The organism is Streptomyces sp. Ru72, assembly GCF_002920635.1.
In the GTDB taxonomy this organism is placed as follows: Bacteria; Actinomycetota; Actinomycetes; order Streptomycetales; family Streptomycetaceae; genus Streptomyces.
In genome coordinates this window covers 1-16,841 of the sequence record NZ_PQSR01000136.1, presented here as the reverse complement: position 1 = coordinate 16,841, position 16,841 = coordinate 1, and the positions used below count along the sequence as shown (strand labels likewise).

Sequence of the window (16,841 nt, the reverse complement as noted above, 5' to 3'; positions counted from 1 at the left end):
CCTCGTACTCCTCCTGGGCGGCGACGGCGCGCTGCTGTGCCTCGTCGCGCGCGGCGGCCAGCCGGTCGATCTCGGCCTGGGCGGCGGCCGCTCGTGACCGGGCGGCGCCCACCTGCCCGCCCAGCCGGGCGAGCCCTTCGCGCCGGTCCGCGATGGCGCGCGCCACGTCCTTCAGGCGCCGTTCCTCGAGCGCCAGTTCGCGCTCCAGCTCCGCCCGGTGCGCGACCGTGTCCTCCAGTGCGCGTTCGGCGGCCTCCAGGGCTGCCTCGAGTTCGGCTTCCTGCTCTCGGATGCGGGCGGCCTCGCGCTCCATGTCCTCGGGGTCGCGTCCGCGCCGCTCCTCGGGTGGCTGTGAGGTGGCGCTCTTGACCCGGGCGTCGGCCAGCGAGATGGTGCCGCGCACCCGCTCCGCGAGCTGTGACAGCTCGTACCAGGTCTGTTGGGCCCGTTGCAGGCGTGGCGTCAGCTGCCGTACCTCGTCCTCCAGGAGTGCCTCACGCTGCAACGCCCTCTTCAGCTCCGCCTCGGCGGCCTCCTTGCGTTCCTTGAGCGCGGCCTCGTCGGCGATCTCGGCCTTGAGGGCCTCCCGGAACCGCACGAGGTCGTCGGCCAGCAGGCGCAGTCGGGCGTCGCGCAGGTCCGCCTGGATCACGGCCGCCCGGCGGGCCACCGCCGCCTGCCGGCCGAGCGGTTTCAGCTGGCGGCGCAGCTCGTCGGTGAGGTCCTGGACACGGGCGAGGTTCGCCTGCATGGCGTCCAGCTTCCTGAGCGCCTTCTCCTTGCGCTTGCGGTGCTTGAGGACGCCCGCGGCCTCCTCGATGAAGGCGCGCCGGCCCATGGGGTCGGCGTGCAGCACGGAGTCGAGCTGGCCCTGGCCCACGATCACGTGCATCTCGCGGCCGATGCCGGAGTCGGACAGGAGTTCCTGGATGTCGAGGAGGCGGCAGGTGTCGCCGTTGATCTGGTACTCGCTGCCACCGTTGCGGAACATGATCCGCGTGATGGTGACCTCGGAGTACTCGATGGGGAGGGCACCGTCGGAGTTGTCGATGGTCAGCGACACCTCGGCGCGGCCGAGCGGCGGGCGGCCGGTGGTGCCGGCGAAGATGACGTCCTCCATCTTGCCGCCGCGCAGCGACTTGGCTCCCTGCTCGCCCATGACCCAGCTGAGCGCGTCCACGACATTGGACTTGCCCGAGCCGTTCGGACCGACGACGCACGTGATGCCCGGCTCGAACCGGAGCGTGGTCGCCGAGGCGAACGACTTGAAGCCGCGGAGGGTCAGGGCCTTGAGGTGCACGCCGCTGGACTCTACCGCCCGCCTCTGTCTCACTCCATGAACCCGCGGTTTCACCCCTGAACGGGCAGGGCACACCCTCCGTTAAAGACAGCGAAGGGGTGCGCGGGGGCGACAAGGTCGCGGGGGGCAAGAAAGAAGGGACGCCGAGGCGTCCCTTGCAACTCTGACAACTTCAGCGGTGGGTACGGGCAGCCCGACCACTGCTTGTGCCGTGGCGTGATGCAGTGATCAGGTGAGCGCAGGCTCCGCCTGGTGTGCGTCGACGCTCTCCATGAGCCTGTCGTGAGAAGCGGCAGCCGTGGACAGCGCGTCGTTCTCCGCCTGGATTCGTACGAGCTCGGCTTCGAGTTCCTGGACGCGCTGCTGAAGCCGTCGCATCTCGGCGAGGAGTCGCGGGTCGGAGCCGCCGACGTAACCGAGAAGCGCCTTTGCCATGATGGATGGTCCTCCACACTGAGTGACCGACCGATGCGGTGTGGGTCGTGAGGGATTTCGCACCCGCGGTGTCCGGCATGGTGAGTTCTACGCCGTTCTTCCATGCCAAACAGCTAAGGTGCGCGGGGCTTTCAGCGTCTCACCAAAAAGTTTGACGGTCAACACGATCACGCCCTGCGGCGGCGGGCAACCCGGGGGCGCGCGGCCCCGGGCGGGCGGCGCTGCGACTCCTGCGGGCCCCTGCGGGCGTGGAGATCATCCTTATCCGCGGAGCCTGCCACGACAAGCGGTTCTTGGCAACCACCAGCATCTTTCCGCCCGGGGCAGATGCCGGTGGCACGTCCCCGCGCTGCGCGGCGGGGGTCTGCGGGCTCCGGCTCAGCGGATCGCGAAGCCGTCGTAGCCGCCGCGGGGCGTGTCCCAAATCTCAGTGACTCCGTCCACACGCCCGGGTGTGTCGTCACCCCGGAGCCACTCCAGCAGACGCTCGCACCCCTTCCGGGGCCCCTCGGCGACCACCTGGACCCGTCCGTCGTCCAGATTGAGAGCAAAACCACGCAGGTCGCCGATCTCGAGCGCCTTGGCCCGGGTGAACCAGCGGAAACCCACCCCTTGGACGCGTCCGCGCACCCACGCGACCAGCCGTGCGTCGTCGTTCATGGGTGCACGCTAACCGGCCAATGTCCCTCCCGGCACATCCGCCCCGTGTGCGATGCGGTACCGTCCCCACCCATAACTCTCACGTGAAACTCACACGATCGTGTGAGTTGCGCCGACCGCAAGACCAGGAAGGCCAGCAATGGGACGCCACCGACGCTCCGCCGCCGGACGCGCCGCCACGGGGGGCCGCGCCAAGAGGGTCACGGAGAGCTACGACACTCTGCCGGAGCGCTACGGCCCGGAGAACCTCTACGGCTTCGCCGCGGTCCTGGAGGCCGAGCGGCGCGCGACCCGCTCGCACCGCAGGAAGAAGGCCCCGACGCCGGTGCGCACGGGCCTTCTGGGCGTCTCCGCCGCCGTGGCACTGGGCACCGTGGCGGTCGCCACCGGGGTGCTGCCCGGCGGCAACCACTTCTCGGTGAGCGGTGACTCCGGTGATGCGCAGGCCGGCGCCACCACCCCGTCGGGCTTCTCCACCCAGCAGGGCGGCACGAGCGGCACCGCGGACTCCCGAGGATCCTCCTCCACCAGCCGTGACGCCGACCGCTCGCCCACGCCGGCCGCGACCGCGACCCCCTCCACCCCCTCGGCGTCGTCTCCCGCGTCGACAACCCAGCCCGCGGGGACGCCGTCCCCCACGGCCACGGGCACCACGGCGCCGGCCGCGCCGCCCGCGCAGCAGCCCACGACGTCGCCGGTGACGATCCCGTCGCAGAAGGTGACCTCCGAGGCCGCCGCCGAGGCCCAGGTGATCAAGCTGGTCAATCAGGAGCGGGCCAAGGTGGGCTGCTCCCCGGTGACCCCGAACGGCCCGCTGCGCAAGCTGGCGGAGGCGTTCAGCGAGGACATGGCCGCGCGGAACTTCTTCGACCACACCGACCCCGATGGCAAGGACCCGTGGCAGCGGGCGGCCGTGCTCGGCATAACGGACCTGGGCGGCGAGAACATAGCCCGCGGCCAGGCGACCCCGCAGGACGTCATGGACGCCTGGATGAACAGCCCCGGCCACCGGGCGAACATACTGAACTGCGACTTCACGACGCTGGGCGTCGGAGTGCACTTCGGTTCCGGCGGCCCCTGGTGGACGCAGGACTTCGGCTACTGAGATAACCGCAGGTCAGAGCCCTAGGAACCTTCCTGGGCCGTCTCTGGGCCGTCATCCGCAGGTTCGTCCTCCCGGAAGACGTGATCAACGGCGGCCCGGGTACGGGTCTCGCTCGACGGCCGCAGGTGCGTGTAGGTGCGCAACGTGAAGCCGGGATCCTGATGACCCAGGTACTCGCTGGGGCTTTGATGCTCTCCCCCGCGTCCAGGAGCACCGAGGCATAGAGGTGCCTCAGCGCGTGCATGCCGTTGTCCCGCCGGTCTCGACGCCAGCAGCCCGAAGTGCCGGCCGCCATATGCGGTCGTTGAAGCGGTTCCGGTCCAGAGCCAGGCCCGTCCTCCACGGCAAGGCCGAAGACCTCGCCCTGGCGCAGGCCACATCCGGCCGCCACGTTCACGAGGGCCTGGTAGCACTCCGGCAGCTCCGAGCGAACCGCCTTGACCCGCTCGGCTGGCCAGGGTTTGACCTTGCGAGGCTCCAGACGAGGTGCCCGCACTGAGCGGGCACTGCACGGGTTGGCCCGGATGATCCGGTCCTCCACCGAAGCAACCTTGCGCACGAGGTGATCCGGGCGGGAACTGACCTCGACGGGTCGGAGCGATCGCCGATGCGCATGGCGGAGGCGAGGATCACCCTCGGCGTAGTCGCAGCGCGACAGGGCGACTTGGACCAGGCGGTGAACTGCGGCGAGTGGGCCTTGAAGGGCGACCGGCGGTCTCTGCCGTCCCTGCTCATGGTCGGCCGCGAGCTTGCAGCCATCGTCAATCGGGACTTCGCAGCCGAACCGACTGGCCGCGAATACCTCGATCACCTGACCGCCCTGGCCCGGACAAGCTAGATCTAAAACTGCCGGACGTTGTTGACACCTGGGTCTCGGCCTGTCCGACGGGTCGCGTCACCGACCCCGCGCCCGACAGCACTGTCACCCGAATGGAGCAACATGACGTGCCACCCACACGGGTGAAGATCAAACTGAACTGACTAGCCCCAATCGGGGCAATCCGCGAAAGGGGAATCGAATGCGCATTCGACGAATCCTCGCCGCCGTTATCGCCACGGCAGCCCTCGCTGGACTCGGCCTCACAGGCGCCGCCACCGCCACCGCCGCCACCGCACAGGGTGCCCCGTCCTACGTCACCCCTTCTCAGTGCACGCAGGGCGGCGGAACGGCCGATCTGACGGACAACACCTGCAAGGGCGGCATGTACGACGGGGAGCAGATCGACTAAACCCCTCAAGGCGCCCCGCAGCCACGCGCCGCGGGGCGCTCCCGCGCGAGTTAGCCGAGAGAGTCGCAGGGACTGTGCCGACCCGTCGGGCACGCTAAGCGGCCAACAGTCGTCCTTGTCCCAACACTCTCACACGGGGCCGCCTCCGGGCCGTGCGAGGGTGCTCGACGACGACCAACGCTGACAACCACCGACAGCTGAGTCGCAGGTCGCAGCGTTGATCGATTAACAGGCCGCACGTCAGAGACCCCGCCCTTCACTTCTTCGGCTACTGACACACTCCTGTACGACCACGGCCCTGCCAGCCGTACGCGCGTGCCCCCGCCCCGGGTGTCCCGGCGGGGGCACGGTTGTGTGTGGGCGGCTCAGGCGGCCTCGCGGCCGAGCGTGAAGACGCGCGCCGCCTCCGCGACGCGGCGGCCGAGGTGCCGGGCGGTGGCGATGTCGGCCTTGTGGACGGCTTCCGGGCCCTGGTCGTTATTGGTCTGGGCGGCGGCACCGGCGAAGACGCCGAGGCGGTTGAGGTCGTGCTCGGAGCCGGTGCTGACGTTCCAGCCGGGGTGCAGACCGAGGTTGACCCAGTTCATTCCGTGCTGCGCGGCCAGGATCTGGAAGAACTGCAGGGTGTGCAGCTTGTCTCCGCTCTTGGACCCGGAGTTGGTGAAACCGGCGGCCAGCTTGTCCTTCCAGTCCTGCCCGAACCACCGCTTCGAGGACGCCTCGGCGAAGACGTGGAAGGCGCCGGACGCGGTACCCATGTAGGTCGGCGAGCCGAAGACGATGGCGTCCGAGGCGTCGAGGGTCGCCCACTGCTCCTCGGTGATCTCGTCGACCTTGATCAGGTGGACCTGGGCGCCGGCGTCGGCGGCGCCGTCCCGTACGGCCTCGGCGAGCACGGCGGTGTGGCCGTAGCCGGAGTGGTAGGCGATGGAGACAACAGGGATGGTCACGGTTCGCTCTCCTCGGAGGTCATCAAACGGCAGCCACACCAAAGGTGCGCAGCCCGGCAGCAATAACTAAAGGAAAGCACTATCTTCTAGTTAGTGCAACCTGGTGGTTAGCGCTGCGCTCGCGTACGCTTGGGGCATGAACGGCACCCAGGAGCGCGCGGAGGACCAGGACCTCGCCTACAACGTGTTCGCCAAGGCATGCCCCTCGCGCGGCACGCTGGAGCACGTCACCGGCCGCTGGGGCGGACTCACGCTCGGCGCGCTGTACGAGGGCTCGATGCGCTTCAACGAGCTGCGCCGCCGGGTCGACGGCGTGAGCGAGAAGATGCTGTCCCAGACCCTGCACGCGCTGGAGCGCGACGGCCTGGTCCACCGCGAGGCCCAGCCGACCAACCCGCCACGGGTGGACTACGAGCTGACCCCCGTCGGCCGTGAGGTCGCCGAGCGCCTGCTGGCCCTCATCCACTGCGTGGAGGGCCGCATGGACGACGTCCTGGCGGCCCGCGAGCGTTACGACGAGACGCGCGGCGCCCTCTGACAACTCGGGCAGAAGTAGCTGGAGCGGTTCATCCAGGGGCGGCGGCGCATCGGCGTGGCGCAGCGCCGGCAGGGCTCGCCCTCGCGGCCGTACGCGTCCAGGGACCGGTCGAAGTAGCCCGACTCGCCGTTGACGTTGACATAGAGGCTGTCGAAGCTCGTGCCGCCGACGGCGAGCGCCGCGTTCATCACGTCCCTGATGTGACCGAGGAGTTCCGCGGTACGGGGGCGCGTGAAGCCGGCGGTGGGGCGCTCGTAGTGGACCCGGGAGCGCCACAGCGCCTCGTCCGCGTAGATGTTGCCGACTCCGCTGATCAGCGACTGGTCGAGCAGAGCCCGTTTGATGGTGGTGCGCTTGCGGCGCAGTGCCTGGTGGAAGGCCTCGTCGTCGAAGAGCGGGTCGAGCGGGTCGCGGGCGATGTGCGCGATGACGTCGGGCAGCCCGTCGGGGGCGGTCTCGTGCAGGGAGAGGCCGCCGAAGGTGCGCTGGTCGACGAAGCGCAGCTCGGTGGTGAGGGCGTCGTCGAAGCGGACCCGGATCCTGAGGTGTTTCTCGTCCGGGGCCCGGTCCGGCTGGACGAGGAGCTGACCGCTCATGCCGAGGTGGGCGAGGATCGCCGTGCCGGTGGTCTCGACGGGGATCCAGAGGTACTTCCCGCGGCGGCTGGGGGTGCCTATGCGCTGCCCCTTCAGCCGGTGCGCGAAGTCGTCCCCGCCGGCCAGGTGACGGCGGACGGACCTCGGGTGCAGCACCTCCACCTCGGCGACCGTCCGGTGGGCCACCCAGCGCTCCAGCCCGCGCCGCACGACTTCGACCTCGGGCAACTCGGGCACGGACTCCTCCGGAGGGGTGAACTGGGGGCGACGTCCGCAGCGTACCTCTTGGCCCGCAGCGGGTGACGCCTCGTCCGGAACGGCCGGGCCAGGCGCACCGGCGCCATCGCCTCGGCGCGCTCGGGGCGCGACGTGACGGATGTCGTCGAGGCGTCTTCGGGCGTCTCGGCACGGCTCCCGGCCCGGGTCGTTCCATGAAACGGCCCCTGCCCCGGCACAGGTGCCGGGGCAGGGGCCGATGAAGGAATCAGGCCGTGGCCGTGTCGCTCGCCGGGGCCGTGGCGGCGGTCTCGACGGTCCCGTCGGGGGCCCCCGCCTCGGCCGCCGCCTTGGCGCGCTCGTCCGCGGCGGCGCGGATGGAGCGCCAGGCCGACTCGGCGGCCTGCTGCTCCGCTTCCTTCTTGCTGCGGCCGGTGCCGGTGCCGTACGAGACGCCTCCGACGCGGGCGGCAGCAGTAAAGGTCTTCTCGTGGTCCGGGCCGGTCTCCGTGACCAGGTACTCGGGAACGCCGAGCCCCTCGGTCGCGGTCAGCTCCTGGAGGCTGGTCTTCCAGTCCAGGCCGGCGCCGAGATTCGAGGACTTCTCGATCAGCGGGTCGAACAGACGGTGCACCAGCTCCGCCGCCGAGTCCAGCCCCTGATCCAGGTACACAGCGCCGATCACCGCTTCGAGGGTGTCGGCGAGGATGGACGCCTTGTCCCGGCCGCCCGTGCCCTCCTCGCCCCGGCCGAGCCGGATGAAGGAGCCCAGGTCGAGCGAGCGCCCCACCTCCGCCAGCGCACGCGAGTTGACCACCGCGGCCCGCAGCTTGGCCAGCTGGCCCTCGGGCAGGTCGGGGTGGGTGCGGTACAGCGTGTCGGTGACGACGAGACCGAGCACGGAGTCCCCGAGGAACTCCAGGCGCTCGTTCGTCGGCAGACCGCCGTTCTCGTACGCGTAGGAGCGGTGGGTCAGCGCACGCACCAGAAGGGCGGACTCGACCTTGTAGCCGAGCCGCCCTTCCAGAAGCGTGTGGGACGAGGCTGTGTTGTCCGCCTTCTTCCTGGCGTTTGGGTCCGCCTTGGCGTCAGACATCAGACCTCTCACCAGCCGCTCAGACCTCGAGGACCTGGCGCTTGTTGTAGGTGCCGCACGACGGGCACGCGATGTGCTGCTGCTTGGGCTCGTGGCAGCGCTCGCACGCGACCAGGGTGGGGACCGCAGCCTTCCACTGCGACCGGCGGTGGCGCGTGTTGCTGCGCGACATCTTCCGCTTCGGAACAGCCACGGCTACTTCTCCTGCTTCTCGTCGACGCCCGCTTCGGCGCCGCTCGTCTCGTCCTTGTCGCCACTCTGGAGTGAGTCGGCGAGTCCCTGCAGTGCCGCCCAACGGATGTCGACGGCGTCATGGTGGTGGTCCGGGTCGTCCGCGAGCCGCGCCCCGCACTCGGAGCACAGGCCCGGACAGTCTTCCTGGCACACCGGCTGCATCGGCAGTGCGAGCACCACCGCATCGCGCAGCAGAGGTTCGAGGTCGAAGAGTCCGTCCTCGAGGAAGAACCTGTCCTCGTCGTCCTCGGCGTCGTCGCCCGGTTCCGCGATCACACGGCCCCGGTCGTCGGCGTCAGGGTACGAGAACAGTTCCTGGAAGTCCGCTTCGAGCTCCAGCTCGACCGGCTCCAGACACCTTACGCACTCCCCCTCGGCCCTGGCACGGGCGGTGCCCGTGACGAGCACCCCTTCCATGACCGACTCCATGCGGAGTTCGAGCTCCACCGGGGCGCCTTCCGGCACTCCGATGACCCCACGGATACCGAAGTCCTTCGGGGCGTCGACCGTGCGGGTCAGGCGCTGCAGCGCACCAGGCCGCCGACCCAGCTCGTGCGTGTCGAACACGAGGGGGTTGCGGTGGTCGAGGCGGGCGTTCAGGGCCATTCCTGCTTTCGGTCTTCGAAGCTCGGGGGACGCTGCCCTCAGGTGTTCCCGGGCAGCGGTGATCGCGGACGTCTACGAAACAGCGTGTGCGTACGCGCGACCGAAGAGCCAGGATACTGGACCTTCCGCTCTCGGCCCAATCCGGTCCGCCCGAAGGGGTCCCGCGACGCGAGCGTGGTAGCGCTCAGTGACCGCCGCGTCCCTGTTCGTAGGCCCGCAACTGCTCGGCGCTGATCATGCTGGTGTCGAAGAGACTGGTCTCGTCGAGGGCGCCCGTGCCGTCGTATCCCTGCCGGCTCTGCCCCTGGTCGTACGCGGCCTGCTGGTGCTGGTCGTAGGCCCCGGCCTGGGGGTAGGCGGCGTACGGGTCGGCCTGCTGGTAGCCGTAGGCGTCCTGCTGGGCGTACGTCTGCTGGTAACCGTACTGGTCGGGCTGCTGGTAGCCGTACGGGTCCTGTCCTTGCGCGTACGCCGGCTCCGTCTGCTGGGCCGGGATCGCGGGCGCCGGATCCGGGCTGTCGGCGAGGGCCGCGAGGTCGGCGAGGTAGTCGGCGTCGCTGGTGTGCTGGACCGTGGTCGTGTCATCGGCGAGGGCGCCGAGGTCGTCGGTGGCGATCCGGCCGTGCAGCTTCTGGCGGCCCTTGCCGACGGCCTCCAGCGTCTTGGCGAGGACGGCCTCGAAGGCGCCGAGCTTGGCGTCCACGTACGCGTCGGCGTCGCGGCGCAGGGTCTCCGGGTCGTGGCTGCGCTCGGGGGCGTCCTCGTCCTCGTATCCGTTCTCGTCGAGGCCGGGACCGGTGCCGAGCAGCTTCTCGCGGCCACGGCCGACCGAGCCGAGCGTCTTGGTGAGGACGACCTCGAAGTTGGCGAGCTTGGAGTCGACGTAGTCGTCGGCCTCGGCGCGGATCTCCTCGGCCTCCTGGCGGGCCTCGGCGAGGATCCGGTCCGCCTCGGCCTGGGAGCGGCGGGCGACCTCGGTGTCGGAGATCAGGGAGCCGCGCTGGGCGTGCGCGCTCTCGATGATCCGCTCGGCCTCCTGGCGGGCCCGCTCCACCATCTGTTCCCGGTCGCCGATCAGCTCCTGGGCCTCGGCCAGGGAGTCGGGCAGCGCCCGGCGCACCTCTTCGAGCATCGCGAGCAGTTCGGCGCGGTTGACCACGCACGACGCCGACATGGGCATGGACCGGGCGCTGGAGACCACCGCGACGATCTCGTCGAGCTTCTTCTGCACGTCCACCGTATGCTCGCCACTCTCTACGGATGTGTTGGAGACGGACGGATCGACTCTACGGCCACTGCCGCACACCCGACACCAGATGACGGGACGTCATGTTCTCGGGGGTCCCGCCGGGGGGCGCTCAGTCCTTCTTCAGGCGCCGGTCGAGGGCTTCGAGGACGATCGGGGGCACCAGGTGGGAGACGTCCCCGCCCCAGGCCGCGACTTCCTTGACGAGCGAGGAGGACAGGAAGCTGTAGGTGGGATTGGTGGGGACGAAGAGGGTCTCGACACCGGAGAGGCCGTTGTTCATCTGGGCCATCTGCAGTTCGTAGTCGAAGTCGCTGACGGCGCGCAGGCCCTTGACGATGGCGGGGATGTCGCGCTGCTTGCAGAAGTCGACGAGGAGGCCGTGGAAGGACTCCACCGTGACGTTCCCGAACTCGGCGGTGACCTGGCGGATCAGGTCGATCCGCTCGTCGATCTCGAACAGGCCCTTCTTGGCCTTGTTGATCATCACCGCCACGTACACCTCGTCGTACAGCTTGGAGGCGCGGGCGATGATGTCGAGGTGTCCGTTGGTGATCGGGTCGAACGACCCGGGACAGACGGCGCGGCGCACTTGTGATCCCTCGCTCTCCGGTCCGGTCATCGTGCGTCTTCGCACGTAGAGGCGGCGCGACCGTACCAAAACGTGCCCTCGCCGTAGCGACGGGCCCGGATCGCGTCGAAGCCGTCCGGCCACCGGAATTCGCCGCCTCTGGTGCTGCGCTCCACGGTGACGAGGGCGTCGGCCGCGAGCCAGCCCCCTGAGCGGAGTGTGAGCAGAATCTCGCGAAGATCGTCGTCGGACACGGCGTACGGGGGGTCGAGGAAGACGATGTCGTACGGGTCCGCCGGCGTCGATGTCCGGATGATCTGTTCCGCTTTGCCCGCCCTGACTTCGGCGCCGGGCAGGCCGAGCGCCCTGACGTTCTCACGGACGGTGCGGGCGGCGCGGGCGTCGGCCTCCACGAGGAGGGTGTGGCCGGCTCCGCGGGACAGGGCCTCCAGGCCGACGGCGCCCGAGCCGGCGTACAGGTCGAGCACCCGTTCGCCGTCCAGCGGGCCGCCGAGGAGGGCCTGCCAGGTCGAGAAGAGGCCCTCGCGCGCCCGGTCGGAGGTGGGGCGGGTACCGTGCCCGGGCGGAACGGCGAGCCGGCGCCCGCCGGCGCGACCGGCGATCACGCGGGTCATCTCTTCGGTCCTTGTCGGTCTTGTCGGTCTGCGTGCGGTGACGTCCTCAAGTCTCTCAGCCGCGCCGGGCCCCGAGCACGCCCGCCCGGGGAGCGAGAACGTCACCCCTTCTCCAGGTACCGCTCCCTCTCGTCGTCCAACAGGGCCTGAAGTGCCGTGCGCAGGCCGGGCAGGTGTTCCAGGTCCGGGTCGGCCGCCACGACCTCCGCGGCCTCCTCGCGGGCCTGGGTGATGATCTCCTCGTCGTCGATGACGGCGAGCATGCGCAGGGAGGTACGGGCGCCGGACTGGGCCTGGCCGAGGACGTCGCCCTCGCGCCGCTGCTCGAGGTCGAGCCGGGAGAGTTCGAAGCCGTCGAGCGTGGAGGCGACCGCGGTCAGCCGCTGGCGGGCCGCGCTCGCCTCCGGCATCTCGGAGACCAGGAGGCACAGCCCGGGCGCCGAGCCCCGCCCGACCCGGCCGCGCAGCTGGTGGAGCTGCGACACCCCGAAGCGGTCGGCGTCCATGATCACCATCACGGTGGCGTTGGGGACGTTGACGCCGACCTCGATGACCGTCGTCGCGACCAGGACGTGGGTCTCGCCGGCGGCGAACCGGCGCATCACCGCGTCCTTGTCGTCGGGCTGCATCCTGCCGTGCAGGACCTCCACCCGAAGGCCCTTCAGCGGCCCCTCGGCGAGCTGGCCGGCCACGTCGAGCACTGCGAGCGGGGGGCGCTTCTCCGCCTCGTCCTCGGGCGACTTCCGCGCCTTCCCGGGGTCTTCCTCCTCGTCGCCGATCCGCGGGCACACCACGTACGCCTGATGCCCGCCCGCCACCTCCTCCCGGACCCGCTCCCAGGCGCGCGCCAGGAAGTGCGGTTTGTCCGCGGCGGGCACCACATGGCTGGCGATCGGCGACCGCCCGGCCGGAAGCTGGTCGAGGACGGAGGTCTCCAGATCGCCGAAGACGGTCATGGCGACGGTCCGGGGAATCGGCGTGGCGGTCATCACCAGCAGGTGCGGTGGCTGCTTGCCCTTGCCGCGCAGTGCGTCGCGCTGCTCCACCCCGAACCGGTGCTGCTCGTCCACCACCACCAGCCCGAGGTCGTGGAACTGCACCTTGTCCTCGATCAGGGCATGGGTGCCGATCACGATCCCGGCCTCCCCGGTGGCGAGATCGAGCAGCGCCTGCCGTCGCGCGGCCGCCCCCATGGACCCGGTGAGCAGCACCACCTTGGTGGCCTGCTCGGCGCCGCCGAGCATCCCCGACTCGGCCAGCTCGCCCATCATCTCGACGATCGACCGGTGGTGCTGCTGGGCGAGCACTTCCGTCGGTGCGAGCATGGCGGCCTGCCCGCCCGCGTCGACGACGGCGAGCATCGCACGCAGGGCGACCAGGGTCTTGCCGCTGCCCACCTCTCCCTGGAGCAGCCGGTGCATCGGGTGTTCCGTCGCCAGGTCGGCGAAGATCTCCTTCGAGACCTTCTGCTGTCCTTCCGTGAGCGTGAAGGGCAGGCGCTCGTCGAAGGCCGCGAGGAGGCCGTCCGGCTTCGGCCGGCGGGCCACCGCCGGGAGTTGGGTGTCCGCGTGACGGCGGCGGGCCAGGGCGACCTGGAGCACGAACGCCTCGTCCCACTTCAGGCGGGAGCGGGCGTCGGCGATGTCCGCCTTCGTGTGCGGGCGGTGGATCTTCAGCAGGGCCTCGGGGAGGGAGATCAGGCCGCGGCCCGCGCGGAGCGAGTCCGGCAGCGGGTCGATCGCCTCCTGGGCGCTGGGCAGCACCGTCTGCACCGCCTTGGCGATCTTCCAGGACTCCAGCTTGGCCGTGGCCGGGTAGAGCGGGATCAGGGCGCCCGCCCAGCTGTCCACCGCTTCGGCCACGTCGTCGCCGCGCAGCAGTTCGTAGGCCGGGTGGGCGAGTTGGAGCCTGCGGTTGAACATCGAGACCTTGCCCGCGAACAGCGCGCGGGTGCCCGGCAGGAGTTCCTTGTGGGGCTTGTGCACGCCGTTGCCGAAGAAGACGAGTTGGAGGCGGCCGCTGCCGTCGGTGATGGTCACCTCCAGGCGCTGGCCCTTGCCGCGGGGGGCCTTGGCCGAGGCGAACGTGTGCAGGCGGGCGTCGGCGACCTGGGCGACCACCGTGACGTGCTCGTCCATGGGGAGGTCGGCGAGGTGGGTGAGCTGTCCGCGCTCCTCGTATCTGCGCGGGTAGTGGTGGAGCAGGTCGCCGACGGTGTGCAGGCCGAGGTGCTCGGCCATCACCTTCGCGGTGGCGGGGCCGAGCACTGACTTCAGTGGTTGTTTCAGTGGTTCTTGCAGTGCGGGCACGAGATCCATTGCACACCACCGCACTGACAATGCCGTATACGTCTTGCAAAACCGCTGGTCAGCGGGGTGGCTCCGGGCCTACGATGGCCCACCCCCGGCTCGCTCCGCGGTCACCGCCCCACCGGGACCGCCCGACCCCGCGCCGTCGAACGTCCCCCACCCGCGGCGCCGTGACGATGGATTCCCAGACCTCACAGTCCTCACAGGCCTCTCAGTCACCCACGTCGGCCCATACCTTCCAGGTCGACCTGCGTGGTCTGGTGGACCTGCTCTCCCATCACCTCTACTCCAGCCCCAAGGTCTATCTGCGCGAGCTGCTGCAGAACGCGGTGGACGCGATCACCGCCCGCCGCGCCGAGCAGCCCGGCGCGCCCGCCACGGTCCGGCTGTACGCGGACGGCGGCGCGCTGCGCGTGGAGGACTCGGGCATCGGGCTCACCGAGTCCGATGTGCACAACCTCCTCGCCACCATCGGGCGCAGCTCCAAGCGGGCCGACTCGGCCGCCGGGCTCCAGGAGGCCCGCTCCGACTTCCTCGGGCAGTTCGGCATCGGACTGCTGGCGTGCTTCGTCGTGGCCGAGCGCATACGGGTCGTCAGCCGCAGCGCGCGCACGCCGGATGCGCCGCCCGTGGAGTGGACGGCCGCCGACGACGGTTCGTACGTCGTGCGCACCCTGCCGCCGGACGCCCGGCCCGAACCCGGCACCACCGTGCACCTGGTCGCACGTCCGGGTGCCGGTGACTGGCTCTCCGCGGACCGGGTGCGGTCCCTGGCACGGGACTTCGGGTCGCTGCTGCCCTACGACGTCCGGGTCGGCGACGAGCCGGTCACGGATCTGCCGGCGCCCTGGGACCGTGCCCATCCCTCCCCCGCGGCCCGCAGGGTGGCCCTGGCGCGCCACTGTCACGACCTGTTCGGGTTCACCCCGCTGGACTCCATCGACCTGGATGTGCCGCTCGCGGGCATCCGGGGTGTGGCGTACGTGCTGCCGACCGCGGTGAGCCCGGCGCAGCGGGCGGGTCACCGGGTGCACCTGAAGGGCATGCTGCTGACGGAGCGTGCCGAACAGCTGCTGCCGGACTGGGCGTTCTTCGTACGCTGTGTGCTCGACACGGACAGTCTGCGGCCCACGGCGTCGCGCGAGTCCCTGTACGAGGACGAGACCCTCGCGGCCGTGCGCGACGCCCTCGGGGAGCGCATCCGGTCCTGGCTGACCTCTCTCGCCGCCGGTGACCCCGAGCGGCTCGCCGCCTTCCTGTCGGTGCACTACCTGGGCGTGAAGTCGCTGGCGCGGCACGACAGGGAGATGCTGCGCACGATGCTGCCCTGGCTGCCCTTCGAGACGACCGACGGGCGGCTGTCCCTGGAGGAGTTCGCGCAGCGGCACCCGGTCGTGCACTTCACCCGGACGGTGGAGGAGTACCGCCAGGTGGCGCCGATCGCGTCCGCGCAGGGCGTCGGGGTGGTCAACGGCGGCTACACGTACGACAGCGAGCTGATCGAGGCGCTGCCGTCGGTGCGCCCGGGGACGGCGGTCGCCGAACTGGACGCGGACACGGTGACCGCGCACCTGGACGCGGTCGACCCGGCCGAGGAGCTGGCCCTCTCCGCCTTCCTGGCGGCGGCGCGCGCCAGGCTCGACCCGCTGGGCTGCGACGTGGTGCTGCGCGCGTTCCACCCGCTGTCCGTACCCGCGCTGCACCTGGACGACCGTCAGGCGCGCCACGAGCAGGCACGCGCCGAGGCCGAGGAGCAGGCCGACGAGCTGTGGGCGGGCATCCTGGGCTCGCTGCGGGGCAGTGCTCCACGCGCGCGTCTGGTGCTCAACCACCTCAACCCGCTGGTCCGCAGGATCAGTTCCCTGAAGGAGCCGGAGCTGATCGGCACGGCCACCGAGTCGCTGTACGGGCAGGCCCTGCTGATGGCCCAGCGGCCGCTCAGGCCCGCGGACTCCGCGCTGCTGAACCGTGCCTTCATCGGCCTTCTGGAATGGGCCACCCACACCGACTCGCCCAAGGACGGCTTGCGATGAGCCAGGTCACGGACTTCGACTCGCTGCGCCGGGCGATGGCGGACAACTACGAGCAGCCGGAGGGCCCGGTGCGCAACGCGCGGGCGGAGCAGCTGCTGGTGGAGGCGGAGAAGCTGGGCATCCCGCTGGCCGTGATCGAGGCGCTCGGACACCAGCTGAAGGTCTACAACTACAGCTCCGAGAAGGACAAGATGTTCGTCCCGTTCGCGCGGCTGCTGCGCATGTGGGACGAGCGCCCAGAGGACTTCGACGAGTACGAGTCCCATTCGCTGCACTGGGTGTTCAAGTGGATGTCGTCGGGCATGCTGGGCCAGCCCCACATCCCGCTCGCCTCCATGGAGAAGTGGCTCGGCGAGATGGAGCACCGCTACCGGCTGGCCGGGTACTCCGAACGAGCCGTGCGCAGCGCCGAGTTCAACATCGCCGCGCACGTCGGGGACCTGGAGCGGGCCGAGCGGGCGTACGCCGCGTGGCTGGCCGCCGACCGGGACGCGATGGCCGACTGCCATGCGTGCGAACTGCACGACCAGGGCTGGTGGCAGTCCCGCAAGGGCGAGGACGAGCGGGCGCTCGAGCTGTGGCGGCCGGTCCTGGAGGGCGAGCACGTCTGTGCGCACGAGCCGCACGCCGTGCTGGCCTCCTCCCTCCTGCCGCTGCTGCGGCTGGGCCGCCTGGACGAGGCGCGGGCGCACCACCTGCGCGGGCTGCGGCTGGTGCGGGCCATGGAGAGCATGCGCTCCTCGTACGCGGACCACGTGGAGTTCTGCGCGCTGACCGGCAACGAGGCGCGCGGCCTCGAACTGCTGGCCGAGCGGCCGGCGTACTTCACGGACTCCGGGGAGCCGCGCAGCAAGCTGGACTTCCTCGCCGTGGTGGCGCTGCTGATGGACCGGCTGGTCGAGCGCGGGCTCGGCGACCAGGTGGTGCCGGGCCCGGCGGGCCGGGAGTGGACCGCCCGGGAACTCGCCGTCCACGCGCGCGGGGAGGCGCTGGCGCTGGCCGCCCGCTTCGACGCGCGCAACGGCACGCCGTACGTCGGCGAGCGCACCCGGCAGCGCATGGACCGCCGCCCGGTGGTGGAC

The 16,841-nt window shown here is 70.7% G+C and carries 17 protein-coding genes and 2 pseudogenes; 6 read left to right on the top strand and 13 right to left on the bottom strand.

Features of this window, described 5'->3' with window-relative positions; all coding sequences use genetic code 11:
- The 3 genes from C3488_RS35855 to C3488_RS35840 form a co-directional block, all read right to left on the bottom strand.
- A partial coding sequence (locus C3488_RS35855; protein WP_181139330.1) for a chromosome segregation SMC family protein occupies positions 1–1,300 on the bottom strand: 1,300 nt, incomplete at its 3' end.
- A gap of 228 nt (positions 1,301–1,528) precedes the next feature.
- Complete coding sequence (locus C3488_RS35845; protein WP_103845055.1) at positions 1,529–1,735, bottom strand: hypothetical protein; 207 nt, start codon at positions 1,733–1,735, stop codon at positions 1,529–1,531.
- A gap of 378 nt (positions 1,736–2,113) precedes the next feature.
- Positions 2,114–2,395, bottom strand: coding sequence for an acylphosphatase (locus C3488_RS35840; protein ID WP_103845054.1), 282 nt, complete (start codon positions 2,393–2,395; stop codon positions 2,114–2,116).
- A gap of 139 nt (positions 2,396–2,534) precedes the next feature.
- Between C3488_RS35840 and C3488_RS35835 the strand changes: the two genes are divergently transcribed.
- A complete protein-coding gene (locus C3488_RS35835) occupies positions 2,535–3,500 on the top strand; it encodes a CAP domain-containing protein (protein ID WP_103845053.1) in 966 nt (321 codons plus the stop codon).
- A gap of 20 nt (positions 3,501–3,520) precedes the next feature.
- Here C3488_RS35835 and C3488_RS42795 read toward each other — a convergent pair.
- Positions 3,521–4,047 (bottom strand): annotated as a pseudogene (locus tag C3488_RS42795) (tyrosine-type recombinase/integrase); the annotation flags it as partial.
- 60 nt (positions 4,048–4,107) lie between these two features.
- On the opposite strand from C3488_RS42795, the gene C3488_RS35825 reads away from it, so the two are divergent.
- The gene (locus C3488_RS35825; protein WP_258053857.1) at positions 4,108–4,338 is read left to right on the top strand and encodes a hypothetical protein; all 231 of its coding nucleotides are present in this window, start codon (positions 4,108–4,110) and stop codon (positions 4,336–4,338) included.
- A gap of 181 nt (positions 4,339–4,519) precedes the next feature.
- On the top strand, positions 4,520–4,729 hold the full coding sequence (locus tag C3488_RS35820) for a hypothetical protein (RefSeq protein WP_103845052.1): 210 nt from the start codon (positions 4,520–4,522) through the stop codon (positions 4,727–4,729).
- A 365-nt stretch (positions 4,730–5,094) separates the two neighbouring features.
- On the opposite strand, the gene C3488_RS35815 is transcribed toward C3488_RS35820, so the two are convergent.
- The gene (locus C3488_RS35815) at positions 5,095–5,679 is read right to left on the bottom strand and encodes a flavodoxin family protein (RefSeq protein WP_103845051.1); all 585 of its coding nucleotides are present in this window, start codon (positions 5,677–5,679) and stop codon (positions 5,095–5,097) included.
- A gap of 136 nt (positions 5,680–5,815) precedes the next feature.
- Here C3488_RS35815 and C3488_RS35810 point away from each other — a divergent pair, with 136 nt between their 5' ends.
- Positions 5,816–6,217 (top strand): helix-turn-helix domain-containing protein, encoded by a 402-nt coding sequence (locus C3488_RS35810; protein ID WP_103845050.1) that lies wholly within the window; start codon positions 5,816–5,818, stop codon positions 6,215–6,217.
- Here C3488_RS35810 and mutM read toward each other — a convergent pair.
- The 8 genes from mutM to recG form a co-directional block, all read right to left on the bottom strand.
- Complete coding sequence (gene mutM, locus C3488_RS35805) at positions 6,190–7,050, bottom strand: bifunctional DNA-formamidopyrimidine glycosylase/DNA-(apurinic or apyrimidinic site) lyase (protein WP_103845049.1); 861 nt, start codon at positions 7,048–7,050, stop codon at positions 6,190–6,192. The two genes, C3488_RS35810 and mutM, sit on opposite strands and share 28 nt — an antisense overlap.
- Positions 7,051–7,297: 247 nt before the next feature.
- On the bottom strand, positions 7,298–8,125 hold the full coding sequence (rnc, locus tag C3488_RS35800) for a ribonuclease III (protein ID WP_103845048.1): 828 nt from the start codon (positions 8,123–8,125) through the stop codon (positions 7,298–7,300).
- A 19-nt stretch (positions 8,126–8,144) separates the two neighbouring features.
- Positions 8,145–8,318: a 50S ribosomal protein L32 gene (rpmF, locus tag C3488_RS35795; RefSeq protein ID WP_003951102.1), complete on the bottom strand. Its 174-nt coding sequence runs from the start codon at positions 8,316–8,318 to the stop codon at positions 8,145–8,147.
- Positions 8,319–8,320: 2 nt separating this feature from the next.
- Positions 8,321–8,965 carry a DUF177 domain-containing protein gene (locus C3488_RS35790; protein ID WP_103845047.1) on the bottom strand — a complete coding sequence of 215 codons (645 nt, stop codon included), beginning with the start codon at positions 8,963–8,965 and terminating at the stop codon, positions 8,321–8,323.
- 184 nt (positions 8,966–9,149) lie between these two features.
- Positions 9,150–10,202: an ATP synthase F0 subunit B gene (locus tag C3488_RS35785; RefSeq protein WP_103845046.1), complete on the bottom strand. Its 1,053-nt coding sequence runs from the start codon at positions 10,200–10,202 to the stop codon at positions 9,150–9,152.
- A 121-nt stretch (positions 10,203–10,323) separates the two neighbouring features.
- A complete protein-coding gene (gene coaD, locus C3488_RS35780; protein ID WP_181139331.1) occupies positions 10,324–10,803 on the bottom strand; it encodes a pantetheine-phosphate adenylyltransferase in 480 nt (159 codons plus the stop codon).
- 26 nt (positions 10,804–10,829) lie between these two features.
- Complete coding sequence (gene rsmD / locus C3488_RS35775; RefSeq protein WP_103845044.1) at positions 10,830–11,417, bottom strand: 16S rRNA (guanine(966)-N(2))-methyltransferase RsmD; 588 nt, start codon at positions 11,415–11,417, stop codon at positions 10,830–10,832.
- Between the two features lie 101 nt (positions 11,418–11,518).
- Complete coding sequence (gene recG / locus C3488_RS35770; protein ID WP_103845043.1) at positions 11,519–13,735, bottom strand: ATP-dependent DNA helicase RecG; 2,217 nt, start codon at positions 13,733–13,735, stop codon at positions 11,519–11,521.
- Between the two features lie 167 nt (positions 13,736–13,902).
- Here recG and C3488_RS35765 point away from each other — a divergent pair, with 167 nt between their 5' ends.
- Together C3488_RS35765 and C3488_RS35760 are read left to right on the top strand one after the other, a co-directional pair.
- Complete coding sequence (locus tag C3488_RS35765) at positions 13,903–15,759, top strand: HSP90 family protein (RefSeq protein ID WP_103845042.1); 1,857 nt, start codon at positions 13,903–13,905, stop codon at positions 15,757–15,759.
- Positions 15,756–16,841, top strand: a pseudogene (locus C3488_RS35760) (tetratricopeptide repeat protein); the annotation flags it as partial. The gene C3488_RS35765 and the pseudogene C3488_RS35760, both read left to right, overlap by 4 nt.

Bases quoted from the DNA above. Each gene is read 5' to 3' on its own strand.
- C3488_RS35810 (WP_103845050.1), top strand. From the start codon at position 5,816: ATGAACGGCACCCAGGAGCGCGCGGAGGACCAGGACCTCGCCTACAAC.
- C3488_RS35835 (WP_103845053.1), top strand. From the start codon at position 2,535: ATGGGACGCCACCGACGCTCCGCCGCCGGACGCGCCGCCACGGGGGGC.
- C3488_RS35845 (WP_103845055.1), bottom strand. From the start codon at position 1,735: ATGGCAAAGGCGCTTCTCGGTTACGTCGGCGGCTCCGACCCGCGACTC.
- recG (WP_103845043.1), bottom strand. From the start codon at position 13,735: ATGGATCTCGTGCCCGCACTGCAAGAACCACTGAAACAACCACTGAAG.
- C3488_RS35820 (WP_103845052.1), top strand. From the start codon at position 4,520: ATGCGCATTCGACGAATCCTCGCCGCCGTTATCGCCACGGCAGCCCTC.
- C3488_RS35790 (WP_103845047.1), bottom strand. From the start codon at position 8,965: ATGGCCCTGAACGCCCGCCTCGACCACCGCAACCCCCTCGTGTTCGAC.
- rnc (WP_103845048.1), bottom strand. From the start codon at position 8,125: ATGTCTGACGCCAAGGCGGACCCAAACGCCAGGAAGAAGGCGGACAAC.
- C3488_RS35825 (WP_258053857.1), top strand. From the start codon at position 4,108: ATGCGCATGGCGGAGGCGAGGATCACCCTCGGCGTAGTCGCAGCGCGA.
- C3488_RS35765 (WP_103845042.1), top strand. From the start codon at position 13,903: ATGGATTCCCAGACCTCACAGTCCTCACAGGCCTCTCAGTCACCCACG.
- rsmD (WP_103845044.1), bottom strand. From the start codon at position 11,417: ATGACCCGCGTGATCGCCGGTCGCGCCGGCGGGCGCCGGCTCGCCGTT.
- C3488_RS35840 (WP_103845054.1), bottom strand. From the start codon at position 2,395: ATGAACGACGACGCACGGCTGGTCGCGTGGGTGCGCGGACGCGTCCAA.